The organism is Gemella parahaemolysans, assembly GCF_053758945.1.
In genome coordinates this window covers 1-22,403 of record NZ_JBSMTP010000007.1, presented here as the reverse complement: position 1 = coordinate 22,403, position 22,403 = coordinate 1, and the positions used below count along the sequence as shown (strand labels likewise).

Genomic DNA, 22,403 nt, shown 5'->3' with positions numbered 1-22,403 from the left:
ATTAATAAACAGTTTTATTAGGCATTTATTTATTTTTAACTATATAATTAAAAAAAAATGATTTTTTTTTATTGTGATTTTTAATGAAAAAGATTTTAATTAACTTCTTTATATGTAAAATATTTTATTGATTTGATGATAATTCTGTTATATAATGTAATTAAAGTATTAATTATCTATTATTACTTTGTCTTTTAATAACAGGTTTCTTGTAGATGTATACAACATATTTAGTTATCTTAAGCAAATAAATTTTTTATTGTAAGGTGTAAAAAAATGAATTTAAGAAGAAAAACCTTAAAATTAATGGGTTCTCATATAGATATTCTTATTTTTGATAGCATTGATGCTGAAAATATTTTAGATGATGCTGTGGAAATGCTAAAGATGTATGAGCATAGATTTAGTGCAAACGATGATAGTTCTGAACTTATGGTAGTAAATCATAATGCAGGTATTAAAGCTGTCAAAGTCCATCCAGATTTATTTGATTTAATAAAGATAGGGAAAGTTCATAGTTGTGCGTCTAATAGTTTTTTAAATATAGCTATTGGACCGATTGTGCAAACATGGAGAATTGGATTTAACGATGTAAAAGTTCCAACAAAACAAGAAATTGATAGTCTATTAGAAATAACGGATCCCAATAAAATAATTCTTAACGAAGAAGAACAATCTGTCTATCTTGCTAAAAAAGGCATGGCTATTAATTTAGGAGCTGTAGCAAAAGGATATATTGCTGATTTGATGATTGAATATTTGAAAAAAAGAGGTGTAGACGCGGGATTAATTAATCTAGGTGGTAACGTATTAACGTTTGGTGATGCTAAACATAATCCAGATTTAATGTGGCGCATAGGTATCCAAAATCCAGTTGAATCTCGAGGGAATCATCTATTTACTATAGGTATAAAAAATCAATCTGTTGTTACTTCTGGGATTTATGAACGTAAACACACAGAAAATGGAAAAACTTATCATCATATATTAAATCCTGAAACAGGTTACCCTGTCGAAACCAATGTAGCTGGTCTATCTATAATTTCAACAGCCTCAGTGGATGGGGAAATTTGGACTACAAGGTTATTTGGAAAAAATGTCAAAGATATTATGGATGAAATAGAAAGTTTACCTGATATAGAAGGTGTTGTTGTAACAATTGAAGGTAAAATCTATTATACAAGCGGAGTGCTAGATAAAATAATATGTTAGCTAATAATATCTTGAAGAATACTGAAAATACTATTAATTTAAGGAGGCTCTATTAAAGTGGCTGAAGTAAAAAATAAAAAAAATGTTAAAAAAACAAGACAAGAAAATCTAGATACAAATAAAGTAGATAGTACAAAAAAAGAGAGAGGAAATAAAAACATGGTAAAATTAATTGGTCTAGTTGGAACAAACTCTAAAAAATCTACAAACCGCCAACTTTTACAATATATTAAAAAACATTTTGCAGGTAAAGCTGACATCGAATTAGTTGAAATTAAAGATCTTCCTTTATTCAACAAACCAGCGAATAAAGAAGTACCTGAAGGAGTTAAAGAAATTGCAGCTAAAATTGAAGCGGCAGACGGAGTTATCATCAGTTCACCTGAGTATGACCACGCAGTACCTGCATCACTAATGAGTGCAATCGCTTGGTTATCTTATGGAATTCACCCATTACTTGACAAACCAGTAATGTTAACAGGAGCTTCATACGGAACTTTAGGATCATCACGTGCTCAAGCTCACCTTCGTCAAATTTTAGACTCACCAGAAGTTAAAGCACGTGTAATGCCAAGTTCTGAATTCTTATTAGGACATTCTTTACAAGCTTTTGATGAAGCTGGAGATATCTCTAACCCAGAAACTGTAGCTAAATTAGATAGTTTATTTGCTGATTTCTTATTATTTATTAAAATTACTGAAAAATTAATTAATGCACATAAATTAGCTGAAAAAGAAATTGAAAACTTCTCTTGGGAAGATTTAAAATAGGATAGGAGTGTAGACACATGAAATTAGTAGGAATCGTAGGTTCAAATGCGGAAATCTCTTATAACCGCAAATTAATGGAATTTATAGCAAAAGAATATAAAGATTTATTCACTTTAGAATTATTAGACATTACTAACTTACCAATGTTTAACCAAGATGAAGATCATTCAAGAGAAAACAAAGATTTATTAGTAATGAATCGTAAAATTTTACAAGCTGATGGTGTTATTATCGCTACGCCTGAGCACAACCACACAATTACTGCATCACTTAAGAGTGCTTTAGAGTGGTTATCATTCGAATTACACCCACTTGAAAACAAACCTGTAATGGTACTTGGAGCTTCATACTATGATCAAGGATCATCTCGTGCTCAATTACACTTACGTCAAATCTTAGATGCTCCAGGTGTAAACGCAATTGTATTCCCTGGTCACGAGTTCCTTTTAGGTAAAGCTAAAGAAGCTTTCGATGCTGAAGGTAACTTAGTTGATGATCGTACAGTAGGATACTTACGTATGTGTTTAACTAAATTCGTTAAATTTGCTACAGTAGCTCAATCATTAGCAGAAAGAAAACCAACACCAAAAGAAGACTTAACAGCTAGTGGAAAATGTGATACAACAATTGAAGGTGTTGATATGGATGATGATAACTGGGTTGAATTAGCAGCTGAGAAAGTTAATGCTGTATCTGGAGATACATATGTTAAACTTGACCGTGGTATTTTAACAGTAGACCAACTTAACTATTTCTTAAACTCTATGCCAATGGAATTAACTTATGCAGATAGCAATAACCAATTCATCTACTATAACTACAACAAAGAAGATTATGAAATGCTTGCAAAACGTCGTCCAGGTCAAGTTGGATGCTCATTAGCAAAAGTTCACCCTGAAAGAGTTTATGGTAGTGTAAACTGGTTAGTAGGATTACTACGTTCAGGACAAATCGATGTATTCCGTACACACGTTCCAACTCACGGACCAGATAAATATGTTGTGCACAACTACCAAGCTATGTACGACAAAAATGGTAAATATGCAGGTATCAACGAGTATATCTTAGACTTCAAACCAATTGTAGACTGGTACTTAAAACAAACAGGTCAATCATTAGTTAAAAATGGAGTACCTGTAGGTCACGGATATGCAGCAGCACCAGCTCCTGCAGCGGCAGATGCAACAAGTGGAGCTTCTGATGCAGGTCACATGGTGGAGCAGCACCAGCAGCGCCAGCACCAGCAGCAGACGCAACAAGCGGAGCTTCAGCATAATAGTAGAAAATATTAAAAGGTTTAGGTAAAAATTACTTAAACCTTTTTTCTTTTTTAGGAAGTATTTTTAGAGAAAAATAAGGAAGAATGAGTTATAATATTAATTAAGCACAAGTTAGTGCAAAAAAATCTTTGCTAAATATGGAGAGTATTATATGAATAAAAATAACTTATTATCAAAGTTATTCCATAGATACTTTATAGTTGCGTTAAATGGAATGGCTTTAGGTTTGTTTTGTACATTGATTATAGGGTTAATTATTAAGCAAATTGCGATTAATTTAAGTGGTCCTCTATCAAATTTTTTTATTGTTGTAGCTACAATTTCAATGGCTTTAACAGGTCCTGTTATTGGTATAGGTGTTGCTCACGCGCTAAAAGCTCCTAAGTTGGTAATTTTAGCGTCAGGTGTTGTTGGGTTTCTAGGAGCATTTGGTTCGAATCTTGGAACTAATCATTTATTAGAACAAGGTAAATTAGTTATTAGTGGTTCTGGTGATCCATTAGGAGCGTTCATTTCTGTTGTTATTGCAGCAGAAATAGGAAGGCTAGTGTCAGGTAAAACGAAAATAGATATTATTGTAACCCCATTTATTACTATAGTAATTGGAGCGATTGTATCGTACTTTACTGGACCATATCTAATAAAAGGTATGAAAATTTTAGGTACCTTTATAAGAGAAGCTACTGAACTTCAACCATTCATTATGGGAATAGTTGTTTCTGTAGTTATGGGAATAATTCTAACGTTACCGATAAGTTCTGCTGCATTATCTATTATCTTGGGATTATCTGGGATAGCGGCAGGAGCATCTACTGTAGGATGTGCAGCTCAAATGATAGGATTTGCAGTAATAAGTTTTAAAGCTAATCGTTGGAATGGCCTATTTGCACAGGGATTGGGAACGTCTATGTTGCAAGTACCTAATATTATGAGAAAACCAGTGATTTGGATTCCACCAATAGTAGCAAGTGCTGTTTTAGGACCTATTGCTACAATTGTTTGTAGAATGGAAAATAATCCAGCTGGTGGAGGAATGGGAACATCAGGATTAGTAGGACAACTTATGACATGGCAAACAATGTCTTCTTATACAGCTCATTCAGTATTGTTAATTGAAATATTGTTACTACATTTTATATTACCTGCGATTATTTCATATGGGGTATATTACTATATGGAGAAAAAAGGTTTTGTAAAAGCAGAAGATTATAAATTAGATTTATAAAAATTTAAGAACTAGCTATAGAAAAATATAGTTAGTTCTTTTTTTACGTTTATAGGGAGTGAGTAGAAAATCGTGATTTCGGAGAAACAAGATTTTGTAGATTTTGTTAAGGCACTCCTATGTATATGGCATTAAAATGGCATTGAAAATAAAAAAAAAGAAGCCCCGTTACTGATGTAATAGGGCTTTTAAGCTTCTTCTTATTAACGTACTTCTTTAATACGAGCAGCTTTACCACGTAAGTTACGTAGGTAGTATAATTTAGCACGTCTAACTTTACCTTTACGTACAACTTCAATTTTTTCAACTTTTGGAGTGTGAACAGGGAATGTTCTTTCAACACCAACACCGTTTGAAATTTTACGTACAGTATAAGTAGCAGAGATTCCTCCACCACGACGTTTGATAACTACTCCTTCAAATTGTTGGATACGTTCACGTCCACCTTCAACGATACGAACGTGTACTCTTACTGTATCCCCAGCTTTAAATTCAGGAATATCTGATCTTAATTGCGATTTAGTGATCGCTTCAATGATTTTGCTCATTATTCTTTCTCCTTTTTTTACAAAATGTTCATTACTAATGCTTGATTAACAGAGGAACATCGTAATTTAATGTTTTCACATCTTGACTATTATAACATTATTTCAATTAAATATCAATAGAAAATTTAATAAAATTTATTATAAAAGAGCTTTTTCCCAAGTTTCTTCTTTAAAACCAAGAAGTAGGATATCGTTTTTAAAATCAAATGCTAAGGGACGCTTAATTAACATACCATTTTCATGAAGTAATGTTAAAGCTTCATCAAGAGATAAAGTCTCTAACTTATCTTTTAATCCAAGTTCTTTATAAACTAGGCCGCTAGTGTTGAATAATTTTTTTAATGGTAGCTCGAATGTTTTAATAATTTTTTTAAATTCTGCTACTGTTGGTGTCTTTTCTTTAACATTGAAATATGTTGCTTCAATATTGTTTTCTGTTAAAAGTTTTTTTGCTTTTCTACATGTCGAGCATGTTGGATATTCGTAAATAGTTAGCATATAATCTCCTCAATAATTTTTTATGAATTCTAAATAATTAATTGATATTATAATATTTATTTTTATTAGTGTAAAGAAATCTGTTTAGGATTTAGTGTATATGAAAAGCATTTAGATTAATTGAACAAATAATATGTGATATAATTATATTATAGGAATAAAGGAGAAATGCTATGCAAAAGATAATTGTAAAAGATGTTTCTAAAATATATGGTGAAAATAATAATAAAGTTATGGCAAATGATGCTATTAGTTTTGATATTGATGAAGGGGAATTCGTTGTGATTTTAGGTCCTAGTGGGGCTGGAAAAAGTACATTGTTGAATATTATAGGTGGAATGGACAATGCTAGTGAGGGATTTATTAATGTATTTGGAAAAGAAATTGTTGGTTTAAATGAAGACGAACTTACAAAATATAGAAGAGAAGATATAGGATTTGTATTTCAATTCTATAATTTAATACCAAACCTAACAGTTTTGGAAAATGTAGAATTAGCTGGACAAATAGTGAAACGACCTAAAAAAGCAACAGATATTTTAAAGTTAGTAGGATTAGAACATAGGATGGATAATTTCCCTTCGCAAATCTCTGGTGGAGAACAACAGCGTGTTGCTATAGCAAGAGCAATCGCTAAAAATCCAAAACTATTACTTTGTGATGAACCAACGGGAGCATTAGATTATAAAACGGGGAAAAATATTTTAAAGATATTGAAAGACTATAGTATTGATGAGAAAAAAACGGTAGTTATTATAACTCATAATAGCTCTATAGCTGAAGCTGCAGATAAGGTAATAGAAATATATGATGCTAAGGTGAAGAAAGTAATACAGAATACTAATCCTAAAAGTATTGATGAAATAGAGTGGTAGTGTTATGAAAGTAATAAATAGAGATATATTACGAGAAATCTCAAAAACAAAATCGAAGTTTATATCGATAATGATAATAATGTTTCTGGGAGTTTTTATCTTTGTAGGTTTAAAAGAAACATCGCCAGCGATGATGAATACTTATAATAAGTACATAGAACATCATAAGATGTATGATTTACGAGTAAGTCATAATTTTGGAATCAATGAAGAAGATATGAAAATCATAAATGCTCTGGATAATATTGATTTAAGTGAGAGTTATTTCATAAAAAAACTACAGGTAACTAATAGTAATGACTTTGTAAATATTGAATCTTTACCTCAAAAATTAGTTTTATCCAAGGTAACAGAAGGGGCTCTACCTACAAATGATGAAGAAATAGCTTTAGTTGAATCACTGCAAAGTAGGTATAAAATTGGGGATAAGATCTCTTTTATTTCAGATAAGAGCGAAAGTAATATTTTAAAACAGTATAAATTTAAGGTAGTTGGTTTTGTTCAAGGAGCAGATCATATAGAGGTTTCTAATAATAATTTAGCTAATAAGGATTATTTTGGGTATGTAAAAAGAGATGTTTTCAAATTTGAAAATGTAAGTGGAGTTAATATAAAACTTAAAGATATTAACTACAAATATAGTGATAAAGACTATATTACTGAAGTTAATAAGACTCGAGATACCTTGATAGAAAAATTAAAAACTCAGCAGAAAATTGATGAAAAAAATTATTTAGATAAAAATAATAAGAAATTAAACGAAAATGAAAAAGTAATAAATCAAGCACAAGAACAACTTAATAGTGTTAAAGAAAAACTTGAATTATTAAAAAATATTGATAGCAAGAGTTATAGTGAACAAGTAGAAAAATTGAATAAAGCTCAAAAAGAGATTGATGATAATAAAAAGCAACTAAATATTGGGAAAGCTAGTCTTTCAGAAGAAAGTTATCCTAGATTCTCTGTAGAAAATATTAGAGGTTTAAAAAATTATGCTCAATTTATAGATTCTGCGAGTAGTTTAACCTTTGTAGCTAATGTTTTTTCAATATTCTTATTCGTTGTATCGATTTTAGTTTCACTAACAACATTAACTAGAATGATAGATGAAAATAGGATAAATATCGGTACTCTTAAATCACTAGGATACAGTAATTATCAAATTTCTAAAAAATATTTTGTATATGGTGGATTATCTACCTTGATAGGTACGATATTAGGGATTATTGGAGCATATTTGGTGATTGTGCCGATAATATATAATTCTTATGCAAGGTTCTTTACTTTTAACACACCGGAGATTGTATACACTCCAAGTATACTTATCGCAGCTTTTGTTATTTCATTAGGATGTATAAGTTTAGCGATTTATATACCACTTAGAAAAAATTTAAGAGAAAAGAGTGCGTACTTGTTGCGTCCTAAGGCTCCGAGTGGAGGAAGTAGAATATTTTTAGAAAAAATATCATTTATTTGGTCAAGACTTAGCTTTTTAAGGAAGGTAACCTTTAGAAATATTTTCCGCTATAAAATTAGAATGTTAATGACAATTTTTGGAGTCGCAGGATGTCTAACTCTTATGTTTATAGGTTTTGGTATTCGTTATGGAGTAATAAATATTTCTAATGAACAATTCAAAGTAATTAATAAGGTAGATATCGCAGCTACTTATAATTCTTATATAGATAATGAAAGTGTAGAAAAACTTCAAAAAAATATTGATAATAATAAGGATGTTAAAGCTAGCACCAAAGTAAATATGCAACTTGCTACTTTTGAAAATAATAATGAAATTGTTGATTCTGCACAGTTGATAACAGTTGACAAAAATGAATATAAGGAGTATATTAATTTAAAAGATAGCAGTGAAAACGAAATTAATATTCCTAAGGATAGAGCTGTAGTAAGTGAAAAAATTGCATATTTACACAAATTGAATATTGGAGATAGTTTTAATATAATTGTAAACAATAAAGAATACACACTTACCGTTGGTGAAATTAATAAAAATTACTTTGGACATACAATATATATTAATAAAGAATATTATGAATCAGTATTTAAAAAACAGTATAAGGACAATACATTCTTAATACAAACTACAGGTGGTAAGAAAACTGTTGAAAGTGTAGTAAATAATTTAAATGATAATAGTGATATAGTAAATATAAGTGATAATTCTAAAATACAAGAGATACTTGATAATTTTATTAAAGGAATAGATATTATAGTGGCAGTTATGGTGATTTGTTCAGTTACCTTAGCACTTGTAGTATTATATAATTTAATAAATGTTAATGTATCTGAGCGTATTAGAGAATTATCAACGATAAAAGTTCTTGGTTTTTATCCAAGTGAAGTAACTATTTATGTATTTAGAGAGATTTTCTACTTGAGTGGGGTAGGTATTATTTTAGGTAATTATCTAGGTTACAAAATGTACTTGAAAATAATACTAGAACTTGCGGGTAGAGGTATGATGTTTAGTAGTAAAGTACCTTTAGTAGTATACTTATTAGCATCAGGTATAACAATATTGATTACTATAATCGTAATGATAGTAATGCATAAAAAACTAAAAAAAGTAAACATGGTAGAAGCTCTTAAGGCAATAGAGTAGAATAGGAGAAAAAATGGCAATTATAATAAATGACGAAGCAAAACAATTATTAAAAGATAAAAATAAAAACTATATATTAGTATCATTATTTCAACAAGCTTGTTGAGGGGGAAGAGTAAATAAAGTTATCGGGGTTTCGATAGCAAGCAAATTCGATAAAGAATTATATTCGAAATATGTAGTTGATGGAATAGATGTTTATATTGACTATAGATTAAATATAGGAGAAAATGTAGAAATTGGTGTTGAAAAATTCCTATTTATGAAATATTTTAACCAAGTGGGAATTACAGCTTAACGACATAGAAAAAAACAACTAGAGATGGAAAATATCATTTCTAGTTGTTTTTATGTCTTAGTTAGAAGAGGCGCTAAGCTCTTCTTCTTTTTTGTGTTTATCGTTGTAGATTTTTTTCATAATACCAATGACGATTGATAGTGCGAATAAACACATTAATCCGATGAACAGATTTCTTGCTCCACCAGAAAGTGTACCACCAACGTATGAGTAAACTATTGTTGCTGGTAGTTGCCCAATTCCTGTAGCAATAAAGAATCGCCAGAAACTCATATTAGTAAGGCCAGCAGCGTAACTAACGAAGTCGAAAGATACGAATGGTAATAATCGACAAATAAGAATAGCTTTGTCTCCGTAGCGTTCGAAGAATACGTCAATACTTGCCATTGCACCTTTACTCGTAAGTTTTTCTACGACATCTCGCCCTAATCCGCGAGCAATATAGAAACATAATGCAGCCCCTATCATCGCAGTTGACCAAGATAATACAGCTCCTAGTACCCATCCAAAGATAGCAGCATTAGATAGCGTGATTAAGAATGCTGGAATTGGTGCAGCGATTGATTGAAGTACCATTAGTACTCCAGAAACAACCGCAGCCCAGGCTCCCCATCCGCGTAGATATTCGATTACTGCATTTGTATCAAATTGAGATAAAGTTGCGAATGCTGTATTAATACCAGTTTTAAAACTAGGTACTGTGAAGTAAATTGCGAAGAAAATTGCAAAGCAAGCAAGTGTAATATATCTTACTTTTTTACGCTGTGCTTTTAATTTTTTCTCTTCTCCAGGATCAACTTCTCTTAAATCGCTAAGTTTTACTTCTTTTTCTTTTAATACTTTAAGTTCATCTTTAGTATAAACTGTTTGATATTTAGAAAGTGTTAAAATAATATAAAGGTTTATTAAGTTAATAACTATCACAGCGATAATAAATGGAGTCTTGATTTGAGTAAGTGAACCAGCGTGTAATATTTCACGAGCTATATACAGTAATGTTTTTGTTTTCCCTGAAAAAATAGCCATTAAAAGTATTATTGCTTCAATAATAAAGAATGTATACTTGCGATTAATACGTTTGAAATATATCCCCGTCATTATACCATATACAGTCCAAACAAAAACTACAAGACTTTGATCAGCAAGCATTTCAAACTTTGTAAAGAAAAATAGTAAAAATGCGAAGAAGTAACCGACTGCTATACCAACACTAGTAAAATAAAATAAAAGTCTTAATCGTTTCATTAACTCTCTCCTTGAAGTTAGTTATTATTTCTTAATGCTGTAGATAACAGCCGCATATGTTCCATCTTCTGGAAGAACATCTTCATTACCTGAAAATTTCACTTCTTTACGAGTTTCAACAGCTCCATAAGTGTAGGTAGTATTTGATATAATACCAACAGGACAACTGTCTAAACAAGATAAGCATCCTGTATTTTTATCAAGAGCGTTTTTCAAGTTACCACCGAAGCGAAAATCAATTTGTTTCCCATTACTGTCTTTTACTACTTCGTTGATGTCATATTTTTTGTCAGCACCATTCCAAGTAATTTCAGCTTTAATTGGTGTTCCTTCTACATGCGTAGTAGTTGCATTATTTGCAGTCATATTGTTTCCAGGTTTAGCACCAATCTCGATTAGGGCGTTGTAGAATTCTTCAGGTTTAGCGAATGCTGTAAATATAGATTTAGCACCGTTTGTACCGCTTTGTTCTACTGAATTGTGTCTTGTAGCTTCATCAAAGTACTTTCCATTGATTTTTGTAAGTACTGTTATAGTGCCCGCTTCTTTATCTACTTTTATTGGTTTATCTAATGATACACCTGCTACATAATCTGCAGGTTGGTTAGAGTTTTGCGATGTTGAATTAGATGAACTACTACAACCAACAGCTGTAAAAGTTAATCCAGCAGCCATAAGGACCGATAATATTTTTTTTGGTTTCATGAAAGAATCCCCCTTATAGTTTTAATTTATCATATATTTGTATTATAACATTTATATAATGCTGTAACAATAATCTGTAATAAATATTATAAATTTAGTAGACAAAATACTAGAAATTTAATTTAATTATAAAAAAATATTATTTTACTTTAAATGTAATATATTGATAGGAATAATAAGTATGTAACTGTATTGAATAAATAATTTATTATAAATTTTATACTCTAGGATATAAAATAATAAAAATGAATAATTGATATATATTATCAACTATTCTGTGTAGCATATTTGGGATAATATAGATGTAACAATTATTAGCTAAATAATCGGAAATATGGTATAATAGTTCAGTTATAAATGAAAAATATAAGGATTTTATGAAAAAAAGTAAAAAATCAGAGAAAGGAGAAAATAATGTTAATTCAATTAAATAATGTAACAAAGAATTTCGTTGTTAATGAAATTTTTTCAAATGTGAAATTAGAAATTAATGATAAAGATCGTGTTGCCATTGTAGGAAGAAATGGAGCGGGGAAGAGTACGTTATTAAAAATTATATCAGGTGCTATTAGTTTCGATAGTGGGGAGAGAACTATTTCTAAGAATACAACTGTTGGATATTTATCTCAAGAATTTATCGTAAGAGAAGATTTGTCAATTTATGAAGAGATGATTACATGTTTTGATGAAATTATTACATTAGAAGCAGAATTAGAAAAACTTTCATTTGAATTGACTCCAGAAAATATAGAAAATGATCCAACGCTACTTAATAAATTCGATAGATTACAAAATGAAGTGCTAACACATAAGGATTATCATTATAAAAGTAAGATAGAGAGTGTATTATACGGATTAGATTTTACAAAAGATGTTTTTGATAAGAAAATTAGTACTTTCTCTGGTGGAGAGAAAACAAGGTTATCAATGGCTAAACTATTATTAAGTGAGCCAGATTTATTAGTTTTAGATGAACCGACCAACCACCTTGATATGGAAAATGTAGCATGGTTAGAAAATTATCTTTCATCATATAATGGAGCAATTGTTATTGTCAGTCACGATAGATATTTTTTAGATAAAGTTGTAAATGTTGTATATAACTTAGAATTTGGTAAACTTAAGAAGTATGTAGGTAACTATTCGAAATTCTTAGTACAATATGAAGAAGACTATGAAAAACAACTAAAAGAGTATACGAGTCAGCAGAAGGATATAAAAAAATTAGAAGAGTTTGTTCAGAAAAATATAGCTAGAGCATCTACTAGTAAAATGGCTAAAAGTCGTCAAAAAGTATTAGATAAGATGGAACTTATTGATAATCCTAAAAAAGATGATAAGGCAGCAGGTATAGAGTTTCTAATTAAGGAGCAAAGCGGTCGAGATGTTCTAACGATTAGTGATTTACAAGTAGGTTATAATGGAACTAGAGTCGGTCAAAGTTATAATCTTTCTGTATATAAAGGTGATAGGATAGCGGTTGTAGGAAGAAATGGTATAGGAAAATCTACTTTAATAAAAACTATAGCGAAGAGACAAAAAGAAATCGCGGGTTCTGTACAATATGGAAGTAAAGTGTCATTAGGCTACTACGACCAAAAACAAGCAGAGTTTGAATCTTCAAAAACAATATTAAATGAATTGTGGCATGAATATCCTTTAATGAAAGAAGCGGAAGTAAGAACGGTGCTTGGTAGATTCTTATTTAGAGGTGATGATGTTCTTAAGATAGTAAGAGATCTTTCTGGTGGAGAAAAAGCGAGACTGCAACTTGCTAAATTGATGTTAGAGAAAAACAATCTTCTTATATTAGATGAGCCGACTAACCACCTTGATATTACTAGTAAGCAAGTATTAGAAGAAGCATTAAAAAATTACGAAGGGACTATTCTTTTTGTCAGTCACGATAGGTACTTCATTAATAAGATAGCTAATAAAGTACTAGATATTACTGATAATGGTCATAATATGTACTTAGGAAATTATGATTACTATTTGGAAAAAAGAGAACAAGAGAGAATAGCTCAACAACTAACTAAACAAAATGAAGAAGTAGTTGTTGAGAAAGAAGCGAATAACTATATACTAGATAAAGAAGCGAAAAGACGTGTTCGAAAATTAGAGAGAACTCGTGATGAGCTGATGAATAAAATTGAAACTTTAGAAGAAGAAATACAGGTTGTAAATAATGAACTTGCCAAAGAGGAAGTTTATACTGATATGGTAAAAACTCAAGAATTTAATGAGCAGTTAAAACAACTTTCTTCTGAATTAGAAGAGTTAAATGATTCTTGGTTAGAAATTGAAGAGGAATTAGAGAGTATAAATGGATAGTAAAGTAAAAATAACGACTTATGTTGACTCTGAAAAAATACATGAAGAATCTTATCTAGGAAGTTTTTTAGAGCAAACAAGTAGTGAAAAAATAAGCTATAGTGATAAAAATAATAAAAAAATAGAGATTTTTATTGACAAAATAAAAGAAAGTGTTAGTATAGAAAAAGACGATTCAAAAATGTACTTAGCATATACGAAAACAAGTAATGACTACAGTACGCAATATGGTCAGATGAAATTAGAAACACAGCTTGTAAATATAAGTAAAAAAACAAAAAATAACCTTACTTTATACGAAATAGTGTACAATATACATTTCGGAAGTAATGATAAACAGCAAAATAAATTGAAAATATTAGTGAAAAATATATAGTAGGTAATTAGGAGGAATTTTTGGTGAAAAATAAAATAGTAGAATTAATACAAAATTCTTTAGCCAAATTAGAAATTGATGGAGTAGATATTCATGTAGAAACTCCGAAAAACACAGATAATGGAGATTTTTCTTCAAATGTGGCGATGCAATTAACGAGAGTTTTACGTAAAAACCCTAAAGTTATTGCCGAGGAAATAATCAGTAATATAGATGAAGATGAAGCGGTAGAAAAAATTGAAATAGCTGGACCAGGATTTATTAACTTTTTCGTTAAAAAATCAAGTCTTGGAAGTGTTGTTGGAAAAATCTTAGAAGATGATTTTAAATACGGTGAAAACAACATAGGGCAAGGTAAAAAAGTTCTTTTAGAGTATGTATCAGCTAACCCAACTGGAACATTACATGTGGGGCATGCTAGAAATGCTGCATATTCTGATTCATTAGCAAGAATAATGAAAAAATCAGGATACGATTTATCTCGTGAATACTATATCAATGATGCTGGTAATCAAATTAATAACCTTGTAATTTCTGCAATCGTTCGTTATAAACAGGCACTAGGTATGGATGCTGAAATGCCGGATGATGCATACCACGGTGAAGATATTAAAGTTCTAGGTCAAAAACTAAAAGATGAATTTGGTGAATCATTATTAGAAAGAGAAGACTTAAATGAGTTTATTCGTGAGTATGCAGTAGCGTATGAAATGGAAAATATTAAAAAAGATTTAGGTGACTTTGGATTAGAATATGATGTGTTCTTTAGTGAAAAGTCATTATATGAAAATGGTCTTGTAGATAAAGCTTTAGAGTCTTTAAGAGAACAAGGGTTTGTTTATGAAAAAGATGGAGCTTTATGGTTAGAAACAACAGCTTTAGGTACAGGCGATGATAAGGACCGTGTATTAATTAAAGCAGATGGTTCACTAACATACTTAACTAGTGATATAGCTTATCACAAAAATAAATTAGATCGTGGATTCGATTTATTACTAGATGTACTTGGTGCAGACCACCACGGATATATTGCAAGATTAAAAGCAAGTATCGTTGCTATGGGGTATAAGGCAGAGCAATTAGAAGTTCTAATTATGCAAATGGTACAACTTCTTAATAATGGTGAAGTTGTAAAAATGAGTAAGAGAACAGGTAAAGCAATTACACTTCGTGATTTAATAGATGAAGTAGGAGCTGATGCTGCTCGTTACTTCTTAGTAATGAGAAGTGCAGATAGTCACTTAGACTTTGATTTTGCAGTGGCAAAAGAACAATCAAGTGATAACCCACTATACTATGTTCAATATGCTCACGCTAGAATTTGCTCAATCTTACGTCAAGCAGCTGAACAAGTTGAATATGATGTTAATAACTGTGATTATGAATTATTAACAGATGAGTACTCAGTAGATTTACTGAAAAACTTAGCATATTATCCAGAAATAGTTGCACAAGCAGCTAAAAATTATGAACCACACAGAATTTGTAATTATTTACAAAGTCTTGCAAGTTCATTCCACAAATTCTATAATAATAACAAAGTAATAACTGAAAATAAAGAACAAACTCAAAGTTACCTAGCATTAATCACTGCTGTTAAGATAACTTTAAGAAACGCTTTAGACTTAATTGGAGTATCTGCTCCAGAAAAAATGTAATAAATAAAAAAAGAAGGGAATCTAATATAAATGGTAAAGTTAAAAGATTTAAGCGCAGAAAAAATTAAGGAAATGTCATTAATAGATTTATGTTATGCATATATGGTAGAAGAAGGAATTGAAAAATTAAATATTTATGATTTCCTAGATTATATTAAACCATTAAGAAATGTTGATGAAGAAGAATTTACAGCACAAGCCGCATATTTCTACACTGATTTAAACTTAGATGGACGTTTTGTATGCGTTGAAGATGGAAGTTGGAAATTAAGAGATAGTTTATTCGTAGAAGATATTAAAAACTTCGTTGAGCCAAGTGTTCAAAAATTTGAAATCGATGATGAAGATGATATTGAAGAACTTGGAGAAGAAGAACAAGAAGATATTCATGACGAAGTAGATGCTTTAATTGAAGAAGAGGATATGGAAGAAAGTGAAGATGTTTATGATTTTGATAACGATGGTATTGTGTCAAAATTCAACATTTCAACTGAAGAAGAAGAGTTTTAATAAAAAGGCCGTAAGGCTTTTTTATTTTGTGAGTCTTATTAGTTGCATATACTTTCTGTATGAAGTATAATAGGGTAAGTCAATAAAACATATAGTAAAAATTGTAATACAGGTTCTAAGTTTTTTAAGTGAATAACACAATACACATTTATTTTATTTATTATCTTTAACAGCAAGAATACGATTGATTATTGATAATAAAAAATATAAAGGAGATTGTAACTTATGAAACAAGGTACAGTAAAATGGTTTAACGAGGAAAAAGGATTCGGATTTATCGAAGTAGCAGGTGAAAAGGATATTTTTGTTCACTTCTCAAGCATTAAAAAAGACGGATTCAAAACTTTAAAAGAAGGCGATAAAGTTGAATTTGAAGTTGAAGATGGAGCTCGTGGACCACAAGCAGCTAACGTAGTTGTTCTTTAATTAGAAATGTAAGAAGGCTATAATTAGACTTTTATGTCTAGTTATAGCTTTTTTTATAAGTATATATATCTTAGGTTTGTAGTTTTAATAAACTTATTATGATAAATGAAACACACTAATGGAAACGAACGCAATTCTATTGAAAAATAATTACATATAAATTATAATTATGTTAAAAGTAAAAAATATCAGTATAGAGAGTGTACACAAAGAAAAATGATGAATTCAAGATTGTCAAACTCTAATTTTAGAGGTAAGAGTATAGATATCTTCCATTCTTTAGAACTGAAATTGTGGTATTTTATCTAGAAAAAGGAGATTTATAAGATGAAAATTACAGAAGTAAATACACCAAAAGCACCAAAAGCTGTAGGACCATATGTACAAGCAAACAAAGTAGGGAATCTAATTTTTTGCTCGGGTCAATTAGGAATTAACCCAGAAACTGGAAAAATAGTTGAAGGTGGGGTTATCGAAGAAGCGAAACAAGTGTTTAAAAATATTGAAGCAGTTTTAGAAGAAGCTGGGAGTTCTATGAATCATGTTGTAAAATCATTAGTATTATTAAAAGATATTGCTGATTTTGCTGAAGTGAATAAAGTATATGCTGAACAATTCAATGATGTACTTCCTGCTAGATCTGCTTTCCAAGTAGCAGCACTGCCATTAGGTGGTAATATTGAGATTGAAGTTATAGCGGTAGAAAAATAATGAAATATAAAAAATCAAGGATAGTCATCGCTATCCTTGATTTTTTGCGTTATAGCTTGCAATTGCAGAGTTTATTTCTTCATTTGTAAAATTAGAAATATCACCTTTTAATTCGTTTTCGATAATGCTTCTACTAGTACTGCCTTCTTGAGTATAACGTATTGTATTGTATGTTTCAGGTACTTGTTGACCAATAATTTGAGGATGATTTTGGGTATTTGGTATAGATGAAGCTTTTTTAGAATCTGTAGAACCATGTTTACCAATATTAGAGTTTTTATTAGCGGAAACATTGTCTTTTTTTGAATCCTCTTTAATTGCTATTTCTTTTTTTGTCTCTTCTTTTTTTGTTATATTAGTATTGTGATCTTGTTCAAGGTCTGAAGTTTCAGAATTCAATAGCTTTTCTTTTAAAGCATCGTATTTAAATTCATACTTAGCTATTATAGTTTTAACTTGATCAGCATAGTTAGGTGAAGTTGTATCTAATTCTAAAATCTCAGTAAGAGCATTATCATAATTATCTAATTGTGTATCTAAATATGAAATTGCTTTTGAAAAAGTACGATTTGTGTCTAATTTTTTTGCTTGTTTTAAATGTTCATAAGCAGTTTCTGTGTCTGTGTTATTAAGTGCATTATCGATTTTTACTAGTTCACTAGCAATATTAACTTCGTTATCTATATTTCGTAGTGTTTCTTTAGCTTTTTCTGTGGTTAATATTTCAAGACCGTTTAATCCAGCTTTGAAATCATATGAATCGTTAATTAATGAGATATATTTAGAGTGTTCTTCTCTAAAATTTTTATTTCCAGCATTTAGGTAGTAGTAAGTTCCACCAACTAAGAAAAAAATTGCTAATATAGGCATTAAAACAGAAATTAATTTTTTCATAAAAGGCTAAACTCCTTTCCTTAATGTCTTTAACTATAATTTATTGTATAATGTTAAGAAAGAAAAATCAAGTGAATAAAATAATAAGTAATTAAATTAAATACGTGAGTTAGCTGTTTAATTAATTGATGCACATTCAGTATAGTGAAAAAAATAGTGACTATTAATGTTGAATTTTGTAGAAAAATAATCTTATATACAGGCTAGAATGTTTGGGATGGATTTTAAAAATAATAAGATGAAATATATAATAATTTCTTGACAATAATAATAGTTTGGTATAATATATTTAAAAGAAACGTGACAAAAAAAGTAAAAAGAATTTTATTTTATGTTTTAATTAAAGAGAATTTAATCCCTAGGCTGAAAGATTAAATATTAATGATTAAAATAAGTAACACTTTTTGTAAAACTTAATAATTTAAAAATAAGGTATCGATATTTCGATATGAATTAGGGTGGCACCACGAATTTAGTTATCGTCCCATATAGTATAGGCTATATGGGGCGATTTTAATTTATATTGAAGTATGATTTGTAGATAAATCATTGAAAGGAGAATGAAATGGTAATTAGTATGCCGAGAGGAACTCAAGATATACTACCTGAAGAAAGTATTAAATGGCAGTATATTGAAGGGAAACTAAGAGAAATTAGCAAGAACTTTTGTTATGAAGAAATTAGAACACCGATGTTTGAATCAACAGAATTATTCAGTAGAGGTGTTGGAGATACTACTGACATAGTTCAAAAAGAGATGTATACTTTCCAAGATAAAGGTAATAGATCTTTAACGCTAAGACCTGAGGGAACAGCTGGAACAGTTCGTTCATATATAGAAAACAAATTATTCGCAAAAACAATTCAACCACAAAAACTATACTATGTTGGTCCGATGTTTAGATATGAAAGAAAACAAAAAGGACGTTATCGTCAATTCGTTCAATATGGGGTTGAGGTTATTGGAGAAGAAAGTCCAAAAATTGATGCAGAAGTAATAAGCCTAGCGTATAATATTTACAGAATGTTTGGTATAGAAAATATCAAAGTAAGTATTAACTCTTTAGGTAACCCTGAAGAAAGACAAGCTTATAATGAAGCATTAGTAAAACATTTTGAACCTAGAATAAATGAGTTTTGTGAAGATTGTAATAATCGACTTTACAAAAACCCTATGAGAATTTTAGATTGTAAAGTTGATGCAGGACATGAACTTATTAAATCAGCACCAAAATTATTAGATTACTTAGGTGAAGAATCAAAACAATATTTTGCTGAAGTACTTAAGCATTTAGATGCATTAGGTGTAAAATATGAAATCGATCATAATTTAGTTCGTGGATTAGATTACTATACTCATACTGCATTTGAGATTATGATAGATAATCCTGAAGTGGAATTAAAAACACTTTGTGGTGGTGGTCGTTATAATGGTTTAATTAAATTGTTAGATGGACCGGAAGACAAAAAAGGTATTGGTTTTGCTTTAAGTATTGAAAGATTACTATTAGCACTTGAAAGTGAAAGTATTGAATTACCTATAGATGATACAATCGATGTGTTTGTAGTTGCTATGGGTGAAGAAGCTTCAAATGCTGGAGTAAAACTTACTAATGATTTGAGATTAGCTGGATATAGCGTACAAAATGATTATTTCGATAAAAAAATGAAAGCTCAAATGAAGATTGCAGATAGATATAATGCAAAATATTCTATAATAATTGGACAAAGTGAACTTGAAAATGGAACACTTGTCGTAAAAGATATGAAATCATTTGAACAAGAAACAATTAACCTAGATAACATTGTTGATTATTTACAAGAGAAATTGAGAGGAGAAAAATAATGAGCGCATACGGAAGAACGGAATACGCTGGTCGTATAGATGAAAAATATGTAGGAAAAAAAGTAACATTAAAAGGTTGGGTTAGTAAACGTCGTGACCTTGGTAACTTAATCTTTATAGATGTAAGAGATAGAATGGGTGTAGTTCAATGTGTATTCTCAGGAGAAAAAAATGCAGAATTACATGAACTAGCTGGAACTTTAAGAAACGAATTCGTAGTTTCTATTGAAGGGGAAGTAGTGTTAAGAAATGAATCTACTGTAAACGAGAAAATTGCATCAGGTAAAGTAGAGGTTATCGCTGATAAATTAGAAATTTTATCAAAAGCAAAAACATTACCATTCGTATTAGACGATGCAAGTTTATCGAGTGAAGAGCTACGTCTAAAATATCGTTACCTTGACTTAAGAAGAACAGAACTTGCAGAAGTATTACATTTACGTTCAAAAATTACTAAAGCAACAAGAGATTATTTAGACAACAACATGTTTGTTGATGTTGAAACACCGATCTTAACTAAGTCTACTCCAGAAGGAGCACGTGACTACTTAGTACCAAGTAGGGTTCACCCTGGTGAATTCTATGCATTACCGCAATCACCACAATTATTTAAACAATTATTAATGGTTGCAGGATTTGACAGATACTATCAAGTAGCTCGTTGTTTCCGTGACGAAGATTTACGTGCAGACAGACAACCAGATTTTACACAAATCGATATGGAAATGAGCTTTATGTCGCAAGAAGAAATTCTTACTATGATAGAAGGTTTAATTGCTCATGTAATGAAAGAAGTTAAAGGTATCGATGTAGTATTACCATTCCCACGACTTGACTATGAAGAAGCGATGGAAAGATTTGGTAGTGATAAACCAGATACTCGTTTCGGAATGGAATTAAAAGATGTTAGTGATCTTGTTAAGAACTTAGACTTCAAAGTGTTCTCAAATGCAGTAGAACAAGGTGGAGCAGTAAAATGTATCGTAGCTAAAGGATGTGCAGAGCAATATTCTCGTAAAGATATTGACGCTTTAGGTAAATATGTTGCAAACTATGGAGCTAAAGGATTAGCATGGGTTAAAGTAACAGAAGAAGGATTAAATGGAGCAATTGCTAAATTCTTTACAGATGAAGTAGCACAAGAATTAGTAGCTCGTGTAGATGCAGAAGTTGGAGATATTATTCTATTTGCTGCAGACAGTAAGAAAGTATGCTATGCATCTTTAGGTGCATTACGTCAAAAATTAGCAGCTGATTTAGACTTAATTGATAAAGATAAATACAACTATCTATGGGTAGTAAATTGGCCTTTATTAGAGTATGATGAAGAGAAAGGTCGTTATAGTGCAGCTCACCACCCATTCACAATGCCAAAAGTAGAAGATGTAGAGTTATTAGAAACTGCACCAGAAAAAGCATATGCACAAGCTTATGATATAGTACTTAATGGATATGAGTTAGGGGGAGGAAGTATCCGTATTTACGATAAAGAAGTTCAATCATCTATGTTTAAAGCACTAGGATTCACACAAGAACAAGCACAAGAGCAATTTGGATTCTTATTAGATGCATTTGAATATGGTGTACCACCTCACGGAGGATGTGCATTAGGATTAGATAGATTCGTTATGTTATTAGCTGGACGTGATAACTTACGTGATACAATTGCGTTCCCTAAAACTGCGAATGCGGCAGATCCAATGACTCAAGCTCCGTCTCCTGTAGATTTGGAGCAACTATTAGAATTAAATATTTCACTACTAAGAAAATAAATCAACATAGTAATATAAAGAATATCTGAGGAAAAAATTATCTTTTCCTCAGATTTTTTTAAAAATTGTATTGACATAATCTAAAACAGATGATAGAATAGTAAAAGTCTTCTCAAGAAGAAGACGAACAATCAAATATTTCAAAATATTAAATGTTAAGAAATTATAAAAAAGCTCTTGACAAAATATAAAAGAAATGATAAACTTATAAAAGTCTTGAAGAAAGACGAAGTTGATTGTTTCAACGAAGTAAACGGTTAAAAAGTTTTAAAAAATATAAAAAAACTTCTTGACAAACATTCGAAGAAATGATAAAATAGTAAAAGTCTTCTGAAAGAAGATGGAAAACATTTTTTAAAAAAAGTTTTGAAAAAGACTTGACAAAGAAATTTAAAAATGTTAAAATATAAAAGTTGTTAATCGCAACGATTTGAACATTGAAAACTAAACGAATTAAGTCAACGTTAATTCCAAAAAGGACAGTTTTAAAAAGAAACTATAAAACTTTTTAATGAGCTAATCAAGCTAACAAATTTATTTGGAGAGTTTGATCCTGGCTCAGGACGAACGCTGGCGGCGTGCCTAATACATGCAAGTCG

General features: G+C 30.2%; 19 protein-coding genes and 1 rRNA gene. 15 read left to right on the top strand and 5 right to left on the bottom strand.

The window, feature by feature from the left end:
- The first annotated feature begins 276 nt into the window (after nt 1–276).
- The 4 genes from ACWOBP_RS05610 (at nt 277) to ACWOBP_RS05595 (ending at nt 4,488) form a co-directional block, all read left to right on the top strand.
- Nucleotides 277–1,212, top strand: a complete 936-nt coding sequence (locus ACWOBP_RS05610) for an FAD:protein FMN transferase (protein ID WP_455337853.1) — start codon at nt 277–279, stop codon at nt 1,210–1,212.
- 57 nt (nt 1,213–1,269) lie between these two features.
- Nucleotides 1,270–1,983 (top strand): NADPH-dependent FMN reductase, encoded by a 714-nt coding sequence (locus tag ACWOBP_RS05605; protein WP_455337852.1) that lies wholly within the window; start codon nt 1,270–1,272, stop codon nt 1,981–1,983.
- A gap of 17 nt (nt 1,984–2,000) precedes the next feature.
- Entirely contained in the window at nt 2,001–3,275 is a 1,275-nt protein-coding gene (locus tag ACWOBP_RS05600; RefSeq protein WP_455337851.1) for an NAD(P)H-dependent oxidoreductase, read from the top strand.
- Nucleotides 3,276–3,414: 139 nt separating this feature from the next.
- Nucleotides 3,415–4,488, top strand: coding sequence for a PTS transporter subunit IIC (locus tag ACWOBP_RS05595; protein ID WP_455337850.1), 1,074 nt, complete (start codon nt 3,415–3,417; stop codon nt 4,486–4,488).
- Between the two features lie 203 nt (nt 4,489–4,691).
- Here ACWOBP_RS05595 and rplS read toward each other — a convergent pair whose 3' ends face one another.
- The gene (gene rplS, locus ACWOBP_RS05590) at nt 4,692–5,036 is read right to left on the bottom strand and encodes a 50S ribosomal protein L19 (protein WP_004263065.1); all 345 of its coding nucleotides are present in this window, start codon (nt 5,034–5,036) and stop codon (nt 4,692–4,694) included.
- 138 nt (nt 5,037–5,174) lie between these two features.
- Nucleotides 5,175–5,534 (bottom strand): Spx/MgsR family RNA polymerase-binding regulatory protein, encoded by a 360-nt coding sequence (locus ACWOBP_RS05585; protein ID WP_455337849.1) that lies wholly within the window; start codon nt 5,532–5,534, stop codon nt 5,175–5,177.
- A gap of 173 nt (nt 5,535–5,707) precedes the next feature.
- Here ACWOBP_RS05585 and ACWOBP_RS05580 point away from each other — a divergent pair, with 173 nt between their 5' ends.
- A complete protein-coding gene (locus tag ACWOBP_RS05580) occupies nt 5,708–6,409 on the top strand; it encodes an ABC transporter ATP-binding protein (RefSeq protein WP_455337848.1) in 702 nt (233 codons plus the stop codon).
- A 4-nt stretch (nt 6,410–6,413) separates the two neighbouring features.
- Nucleotides 6,414–9,029, top strand: a complete 2,616-nt coding sequence (locus ACWOBP_RS05575) for an FtsX-like permease family protein (protein ID WP_455337847.1) — start codon at nt 6,414–6,416, stop codon at nt 9,027–9,029.
- Between the two features lie 355 nt (nt 9,030–9,384).
- Here ACWOBP_RS05575 and ACWOBP_RS05570 read toward each other — a convergent pair whose 3' ends face one another.
- A complete protein-coding gene (locus ACWOBP_RS05570) occupies nt 9,385–10,572 on the bottom strand; it encodes a TVP38/TMEM64 family protein (RefSeq protein ID WP_455337846.1) in 1,188 nt (395 codons plus the stop codon).
- 24 nt (nt 10,573–10,596) lie between these two features.
- Entirely contained in the window at nt 10,597–11,277 is a 681-nt protein-coding gene (locus tag ACWOBP_RS05565; protein ID WP_455337845.1) for a YdjY domain-containing protein, read from the bottom strand.
- Nucleotides 11,278–11,691: 414 nt separating this feature from the next.
- Here ACWOBP_RS05565 and ACWOBP_RS05560 point away from each other — a divergent pair, with 414 nt between their 5' ends.
- The 6 genes from ACWOBP_RS05560 to ACWOBP_RS05535 all read left to right on the top strand — a co-directional run bounded on the left by ACWOBP_RS05560 (nt 11,692) and on the right by ACWOBP_RS05535 (nt 17,292).
- A complete protein-coding gene (locus ACWOBP_RS05560) occupies nt 11,692–13,611 on the top strand; it encodes an ABC-F family ATP-binding cassette domain-containing protein (RefSeq protein WP_455337844.1) in 1,920 nt (639 codons plus the stop codon).
- Nucleotides 13,604–13,987 carry a hypothetical protein gene (locus ACWOBP_RS05555; protein WP_455337843.1) on the top strand — a complete coding sequence of 128 codons (384 nt, stop codon included), beginning with the start codon at nt 13,604–13,606 and terminating at the stop codon, nt 13,985–13,987. The genes ACWOBP_RS05560 and ACWOBP_RS05555 overlap by 8 nt, the downstream gene beginning before the upstream one ends.
- Before the next feature lie 23 nt (nt 13,988–14,010).
- Complete coding sequence (argS, locus tag ACWOBP_RS05550) at nt 14,011–15,645, top strand: arginine--tRNA ligase (protein ID WP_455337842.1); 1,635 nt, start codon at nt 14,011–14,013, stop codon at nt 15,643–15,645.
- A 30-nt stretch (nt 15,646–15,675) separates the two neighbouring features.
- Nucleotides 15,676–16,155 carry a DNA-directed RNA polymerase subunit delta gene (gene rpoE, locus ACWOBP_RS05545; RefSeq protein ID WP_448913366.1) on the top strand — a complete coding sequence of 160 codons (480 nt, stop codon included), beginning with the start codon at nt 15,676–15,678 and terminating at the stop codon, nt 16,153–16,155.
- Between the two features lie 225 nt (nt 16,156–16,380).
- Nucleotides 16,381–16,581 (top strand): cold-shock protein, encoded by a 201-nt coding sequence (locus ACWOBP_RS05540; protein ID WP_003144740.1) that lies wholly within the window; start codon nt 16,381–16,383, stop codon nt 16,579–16,581.
- A gap of 327 nt (nt 16,582–16,908) precedes the next feature.
- Nucleotides 16,909–17,292, top strand: a complete 384-nt coding sequence (locus ACWOBP_RS05535) for a RidA family protein (protein ID WP_003147859.1) — start codon at nt 16,909–16,911, stop codon at nt 17,290–17,292.
- 30 nt (nt 17,293–17,322) lie between these two features.
- Here ACWOBP_RS05535 and ACWOBP_RS05530 read toward each other — a convergent pair whose 3' ends face one another.
- Entirely contained in the window at nt 17,323–18,186 is an 864-nt protein-coding gene (locus tag ACWOBP_RS05530; RefSeq protein WP_455337841.1) for a hypothetical protein, read from the bottom strand.
- Between the two features lie 565 nt (nt 18,187–18,751).
- On the opposite strand from ACWOBP_RS05530, the gene hisS reads away from it, so the two are divergent.
- The 3 genes from hisS to ACWOBP_RS05515 all read left to right on the top strand — a co-directional run.
- Nucleotides 18,752–20,032 (top strand): histidine--tRNA ligase, encoded by a 1,281-nt coding sequence (gene hisS, locus ACWOBP_RS05525; RefSeq protein WP_455337840.1) that lies wholly within the window; start codon nt 18,752–18,754, stop codon nt 20,030–20,032.
- Nucleotides 20,032–21,804 (top strand): aspartate--tRNA ligase, encoded by a 1,773-nt coding sequence (aspS, locus tag ACWOBP_RS05520; protein ID WP_048803091.1) that lies wholly within the window; start codon nt 20,032–20,034, stop codon nt 21,802–21,804. The genes hisS and aspS overlap by 1 nt, the downstream gene beginning before the upstream one ends.
- Nucleotides 21,805–22,339: 535 nt before the next feature.
- Nucleotides 22,340–22,403: ribosomal RNA gene (locus ACWOBP_RS05515) — 16S ribosomal RNA — on the top strand; the annotation flags it as partial.